8 protein-coding genes are annotated in these 6640 nt (G+C 64.4%); 7 read left to right on the top strand and 1 reads right to left on the bottom strand.

Annotated features, from left to right (window positions below; translation table 11 throughout):
- The 6 genes from AC5DC2_RS17200 to AC5DC2_RS17175 all read left to right on the top strand — a co-directional run.
- A partial coding sequence (locus AC5DC2_RS17200) for a DUF6282 family protein (protein ID WP_491699361.1) occupies nucleotides 1–513 on the top strand: 513 nt, incomplete at its 5' end.
- A gap of 117 nt (nucleotides 514–630) precedes the next feature.
- Nucleotides 631–1617: a fumarylacetoacetate hydrolase family protein gene (locus AC5DC2_RS17195; RefSeq protein ID WP_491699360.1), complete on the top strand. Its 987-nt coding sequence runs from the start codon at nucleotides 631–633 to the stop codon at nucleotides 1615–1617.
- A gap of 67 nt (nucleotides 1618–1684) precedes the next feature.
- Complete coding sequence (locus AC5DC2_RS17190) at nucleotides 1685–2719, top strand: NAD(P)H-quinone oxidoreductase (RefSeq protein ID WP_491699359.1); 1035 nt, start codon at nucleotides 1685–1687, stop codon at nucleotides 2717–2719.
- Nucleotides 2706–3176, top strand: coding sequence for a MaoC family dehydratase (locus tag AC5DC2_RS17185; protein ID WP_491699358.1), 471 nt, complete (start codon nucleotides 2706–2708; stop codon nucleotides 3174–3176). The genes AC5DC2_RS17190 and AC5DC2_RS17185 overlap by 14 nt, the downstream gene beginning before the upstream one ends.
- Entirely contained in the window at nucleotides 3176–4720 is a 1545-nt protein-coding gene (locus AC5DC2_RS17180) for a class I adenylate-forming enzyme family protein (protein ID WP_491699357.1), read from the top strand. Before AC5DC2_RS17185 ends, AC5DC2_RS17180 begins: the two co-directional genes overlap by 1 nt.
- Complete coding sequence (locus AC5DC2_RS17175) at nucleotides 4717–5472, top strand: SDR family NAD(P)-dependent oxidoreductase (protein ID WP_491699356.1); 756 nt, start codon at nucleotides 4717–4719, stop codon at nucleotides 5470–5472. Before AC5DC2_RS17180 ends, AC5DC2_RS17175 begins: the two co-directional genes overlap by 4 nt.
- A gap of 119 nt (nucleotides 5473–5591) precedes the next feature.
- On the opposite strand, the gene AC5DC2_RS17170 is transcribed toward AC5DC2_RS17175, so the two are convergent.
- Entirely contained in the window at nucleotides 5592–6044 is a 453-nt protein-coding gene (locus AC5DC2_RS17170; protein ID WP_491699355.1) for a MaoC family dehydratase, read from the bottom strand.
- Nucleotides 6045–6212: 168 nt separating this feature from the next.
- Here AC5DC2_RS17170 and AC5DC2_RS17165 point away from each other — a divergent pair.
- The coding region (locus AC5DC2_RS17165) for an aldehyde dehydrogenase family protein (protein ID WP_491699354.1) at nucleotides 6213–6640 on the top strand (428 nt) is incomplete at its 3' end.

Genomic DNA, 6640 nt, shown 5'->3' with positions numbered 1-6640 from the left:
CAGTTGAAAGCGTCCCCCGGCATCACCGTCGTCGACGCCTATGGCGAAATTCTCGACGCGGTGAAGGAGATCCTCGATTCGATCGCCGCCTTTGATGCCATTCTGTCCTCCGGTCACCTGCACGTCTGGGAAATCTGGAAACTGTTCAGGGAAGCGCGCAAGCGCGGCGTCAAGCGCCTTCTGGTCAATCACCCCATGTACGGGCTGCACTTCACCTATGAGGACATCACCGAAATGGCCGAATTCGGCGCAGTGATCGAGCAATCGGCCTGTCTCTACGTGGATTCGCGCTTCAACGTATTTTCGCCGCAGGAGCTGAAGGAGCATGTTCTGGCCGCCGGCGTCGCGCATTCCTCGATCGGCTCCGATCTCGGTCAGGTCGACAATCCCTCGCCCGTGGAAGGGCTGCGCCAGGCGATCAAGCTTCTGCTCGCCCTCGGCTTCACCGAGGAGGAGGTGCGGCTGATGGTGCGCGACAATCCGGCGAAACTGGTCGGCCTCGACCCCGCCTGAGAACGGCATAACCGACGGATGATCCGAACGATCACGCCATCCCTTTCGTGTCGCGGACGGGCGCCGAAACACGACCTTTGAAAAACCAGAAAGCCCGCGCACGCGAAGGAGACCGCCGTGAAACTAGCAACCATCAACCATCAGGGAAAGCCCGTCCTTGCCATCAGAAAGGGCAATGCGACCGTTCTTCTGGCGGAGCTCTACGAAAGCGCCGGGCTTGGGTCGGCGCCGGCGGACATGAACAGCTTCATCGAGGGCGGTGAAGCTGAACTCGCCCGGGCGCGTGACGCGCTCGAGAAGGGACAGGCGACCCCGCTTGACGAGGCTTCGCTGGATTGGCTTCCGCCACAGCCGCGCCCCTCAAAAATCCTCGGCGTCGCTTTCAACAATATGGGCATCCGCAAGTCCGCCCATCGCGATCCCGGCGTGCCGAACTTTTTCCTGAAGGCGCCCTCCTGCCTGACCGGCCACAACAAGCCGATCATCATGGAAGACTATTACGGCGAGACCATCCCCGAACTGGAGCTTGCCGCCGTCATCGGCAAACGCTGCAGCAAGATATCGGTCGAGGCGGCGAAGGACGCGATCTTCGGCTTCACCATCATCAATGACGTCACCTCCCACGGCATGAAGTTCGGCATGGATTCGATCGCCACGACGCGCGAGCCCGATCTTCTCCGGCCGCATCATCTTGCCTGGCGCAACCGGCATGGCGAGGACGACCGCGATGTCTATTTCGTCTACCACACCCGCTCCAAGGCGACCGACACGTTCGGGCCGATGGGCCCCTTCATCACCACCGCCGACGAAGTTGAAAACCCGGACGCGCTTGAGGTGAAGGGCTGGTTCGACGGAGAGCCCTTCGCCGTCGACAGCACCGCGAGCTACCGCTTCAAGGTCGCCGACGTCATCGCGGAAGCCAGTCGCTTCTTCACCCTGGAACCCGGCGATGTCTTCTGCTTCGGAACGTCGGCGAAGGGCGTCGGCGAATTTCCCAATGGCCACCGCTCGGTAAACATGCACAAACTGGCCGGTACGATCGACATCGAGATCGAGGGGCTCGGAAGGCTGTCCAATCCGGTTGTGCATAACTGGAAAGTCTGACGGGCAGGCGACCGGGCGCAGGCCCGGCGTCCGGGGAGATCGATCTTCAAAGGGGGAATTGAGCGCAATGCGTGTCGTCGAAATCAATGGCGCCGGCGGACCGGACGTACTCGACATCGTCGAAAGTCCCCTCCCCGCGCCCGGAGCGGGCGAAGTCCGGATCCGGGTTTACGCGGCGGGCGTCAACCGGCCGGATATCCAGCAAAGACGCGGTCTCTATCCTCCGCCCCCGGACGCCTCCCCGATCCCCGGCCTCGATGTGTCCGGCATTGTCGACGCCGTTGGCCCCGGCGTAGCCGGGCTTTCTCCCGGAGACGCCGTCTGCGCGCTGGCCAATGGCGGCGGCTATGCCGAATATTGCGTCGTGCCCGCGCTCCAATGCATGCCGGTTCCGCGCGGGCTAACCTATGTCGAGGCCGCATCGCTGCCGGAAGTCTATTTTACCGCGTGGAACAACGTCGTCTGGCTCGGTCGCCTCGGCGAAGGCGAGCGCCTGCTTGTGCAGGGCGGCACCAGCGGGGTCGGCATGGCCGCGATCCAGATTGCCCGCAAGCTGCGCGGCGCCGAGGTTTTCGCGACGGCCGGGACAGATGAGAAATTATCCGTCTGTCTGCAGACGGGCGCGCACCATGCCGTCAGCTACAAAGGCGCCTGGGACGACGAACTGAGGGCGCTTACCGACGGGTTCGACCTAATCCTCGATGCGCAGGCCGGGCCTTATACGCAACGGCAGCTTGACCTTCTGAGGCCGGACGGTCGGCTGGTCTTCATCGCCAGCCATCTCGGCGAGACGGCGGAGGTCAATATCCGCCAGATCGTCCGGCGCAGGCTGACGCTGACCGGCTCGACCCTTCGACCGCGCCCGCCCGCCTACAAGGGCCGGATCGCCGCCGAACTGGTCCGCGATGTCTGGCCGCTTCTGGAGACAGGCGAGATCGCGACCCGCATCCATCGGGTCTTCGCCTTCGGCGACGTCAGGTCCGCGCACCGGCTGATGGACGAAAACCGGCAGATCGGCAAGGTGGTTCTGGCGGTCGATGCCGAACTTGCCGAAACGGCCGGCCGCCCCGCAACGAGGATGAACGCTGATGCTGATCGTTGACCATGCCCGTGATCTCGCGGCCCATGAAGGCCAATTGCTCGGCCGCTCGGCCTGGATGACCGTGACGCAGGAGGCAATCGACGACTATGCCCGGCTGACGGGCGACGATCACTGGATCCATGTGGATGTGGAGCGCGCCGCGCGCGAGATGCCCGGCGGCAAGACCATTGCCCACGGCCTTTTCATCATCTCGCTGCAGCCGGCGCTCCAGCGCGAGATCTATCAGATCAGGGCGCGCGGGCGCGGGCTGAACTACGGTTATGACCGGATGCGCTTCATCGCGCCCGTCCCGGTGGAAAGCCGTATCCGGCTCGCCCTGACGCTTGTCGCTGCTGAGCCGCATGCGCTCGGAACGCGGATCGTCAACGACGCCGTGATCGAGCTGGAGGGCTCCGAAAAGCCCGCCATCGCCACCCGCCATATCGTGCTCATCGAAAACGATCCGGGAGACAGATGATGAATGAGGCCAGCAAGCCGACCGCAAACCACGAAGGCGAATTGCTTGCCACCATCCTGCGCCACGGTCTTGCGCAACCGGACGCGCCGGCGCTCACCTGCAACGGACAGACGATGACCTGGGCGGAGCTCCGCGAGACTGTGCTGGCCGCGGCGGGTGCAATCACCCACCATTGCGACGGCGCCGCCGGGCGGATCGCGCTTCTGGGAACGGCTGGCCTCGGGCTCACGACAGCCTATCTCGCGATCGTCGCGGCAGGCGGCTCGGCCGTGCCCCTGCCCGTCTCGGCCCACCGTGACGCGCTCGCCGGGATGCTCAAGGACTGCGACCCTGCGCTGATTTTCGGGCAGGACGGCTATGCGGACCTGCCGGCGGCGGACATGGCCGCTCGCGTTGTCCAGCTTGATGCGACGCCCGAGGGCGCCATGCCGCGCGATTTTCTTGCCGGAACACGGCCGCTGAGCGCTCCGGTGATCCCCTCGCCCGAGGCGCCGTTCAACATCATCTATTCCTCCGGCACCACCGGCCGGGCCAAGGGCATCGTTCACGCCCACGCCATGCGATACCGGCAGGCGGCGCGGACCCTTTTCGGTCTTGGCCCCGAAAGCAAGATGCTTCTGGCGACGCCGCTTTATTCGAACACGACGCTGATGCCGATGCTTTCGGCGCTGTTCCACGCAAGCCATGTCGTGCTGATGCCGAAATTCGATGCCGAAGCCTATCTTGCGCTCGCCGAGCAATACGGCGCGACCCACACCATGCTGGTGCCGGTCCAGTATCAGCGCATCCTGGCGGCGACAAGCTTCGCCAAGCGCGACCTGTCGTCCTTCAAGGTCAAGCAGTGCACCGGCGCGCCGCTTCCGGCCGCTGCGAAACGCGCCATCATCGAACAATGGCCGGGCGGCTTCTTCGAGGTCTACGGCCTGACGGAAGGCGGCTGCACCTGCATTCTCGATGCCGCGCGGCACCCTGAAAAGGCACATACCGTGGGCAAGCCCGCCGCGGGCAACATCATCCGCATCATCGATGACGACGGCAAGGACGTTGCGCCCGGCGGGCGCGGCGAGGTTGTCGGCCGTTCGGCGATGATGATGTCGGGCTATTTCCGCAATGACGAGGCGAACCGCGCCTTCTACTGGCGCGATGCCGAGGGCCGGATCTTTCATCGCACCGGCGATATCGGCATGTTCGACGAGGACGGCTTTCTCGTCCTGCTGGACCGCAAGAAGGACATGATCATCTCCGGCGGCTTCAATATCTACGCCTCGGACCTGGAGGAAAAACTGCTCGCCCATCCCGATGTCATCGAGGCCGCCGTGATTGCGGTCCCGAGCGAGAAATGGGGCGAAACGCCTCTTGGCTTCGTGGTCGCAAGGCCGGGCGCAGACATCGAGCCGGAGACGCTGCGCGACTGGGTCAATGCCCGGCTGGGACGCATGCAGAAGGTCTCGGCGGTCGAACTGCGCGAAACGCTTCCGCGCAACAGCGGCGGCAAGGTGCTGAAGCAGGAATTACGAAAACCCTTTTGGGAGAACGCAAAGTGAGCGGACAGCCCCCTCTTCTCGACGGACGCGTCGCCGTGGTCACGGGCGCGACAAGCGGAATCGGACGGGCCTCGGCGATCCGCCTTGCGGAGCTTGGCGCCACCATCGTCGTCGGCTATCACAGCCGCAACGAGGCTGCCGAAGACCTGGTCGGATCGCTTCCCGGCACAGGCCACATTGCCGTGCGGATCGCGCTTGAGACGAGCGCCAGCATCACGGAGGCAGCGCGGGCGGTCGAGGAAAGGTTCGGACGCGTTGACATTCTGGTCAACAGCGGCGGCGCGACCGAAGTCGTGCCGGCCGATGATCTTGACGGGCTCACCGACGAGATTTTCGACCGCGTCACCCGGATCAACCTGCGCGGACCGTTTGCCGCCATTCGCGCCTTTCAACCGCTTCTCGCGAAAGGCGAGAACGCCGCGATCGTCAATATCTCCTCGATCGCCGCGCGCACCGGCGTTGGCTCCAATCTCGCCTATTGCGCGGCCAAGGCCGGACTCGACGCGCTCACGATCGGTCTCGCAAAGGTGCTCGCGCCGGAAATCCGGGTGTTCTCCGTGTCGCCCGCCGGCGTCGATACCGATTTCGTGCCGGGGCGACCGCGCGCGCGGCTGGAAGCGACGGCGAGGCAGACGCCGCTTGCCAAAATCACCAGCGTCGATGACGTGGCGCGCGCCGTCATCGCCTGCGTCACGCTCATGACCAGTTCGACGGGCATCGTCATCCCGGTTGACGAGGGCCGGCACCTTTAAAGCATTTCGCAGTCAGATGGAAACGTCTGACGTTAAGCGAAAATGCGTCAAAACAAATAGATAGAGCGGATTCGCGTTTCCATGAAAGGCGGAACCGCTCTAGCGCCTGCCCCTCCCGCCTATTCTGCGCGAGGGCGGCAGGGGACCTGGCCGAGCGCGATCATCGTCATCACGGCTTCGCCATCCTGGTTGGTCACCGTCACCTCGGTCTTGATGACGCCGAATTCCGGTCGGCGCTGGTGCGGCTCCGTCGCAATCACCTTGCGGGTCGTGGTCAGCCGGTCACCCGGACGCACCGGTCGTCGCCAGCGCAATTGCTCGATGCCGAGGCCGACCATCGGCGTTTCGCCGTATCCGCCCGCCTCCACGAACAGCCGCATGGAAAGGGCCGCGATCTGCCAGCCGCTGGCGATGATTCCGCCGAAGCGCCCCTCCGCCGCCTTTTCGGGATCGACATGCATGGGCTGCGGATCATAGTCGCGGGCATAGCGGATGATCTCGTCCTCGGACAGGGTGATCGTCCTGCTCGTCCAGATCTCGCCAACGGCAAAGTCTTCGAAGTAACGGCGCATTTTTCTTCGGTCTCCCAATATGCTCTTCGGTGGTTCTAGCGCCGGCGCGGCCTTTCGGCAAAAAGACGACGGTTTCGTTCCGCGAGACGAAACGGCTGCGCGACCCCATTGCGGCGCGTCAGCCGCCGGATAGAGTTCCAGCACTTACCGGAGGAGGGAAGCGGCAGGATGAATGCTCTGGATTTTCTGATCGACGGATGCTGGCGGCGACCGGCGCGCGCGAGGTCCATACCGATTATCAACCCGGCCAGCGAACAGGAGATCGGCGTTGTCAGCCTCGGCAGCGCCGAGGATGTCGACATGGCGGTCGAAGCCGCACGCCGCGCCTTTGCCGTCTGGTCGCAGAGCGAACGCGAGGAACGCCTTTTCATTCTCGGGCGTATCGTCGAGGGCTTCAGGGCGCGCCTGCCCGAGCTTGCACGGCTGATGACAATGGAAATGGGCGTGCCGATCACGTTTTCCACCGAGCGACAGGCGACGGTCGCCCTCTTTCACTTCGAGGAGGCTATCCGGGTGCTGGCGGATTACCGCTTCGAGCGCCGGGAAGAGACCGGCATGATCCGGCGGGAGCCGATCGGCGTCTGCGGCCTGATCAC

Source organism: Martelella sp. (assembly GCF_984369615.1).
The sequence above is the reverse complement of the archived record's forward strand: the minus strand, read 5'-3'. Positions and strand labels throughout refer to the sequence as shown.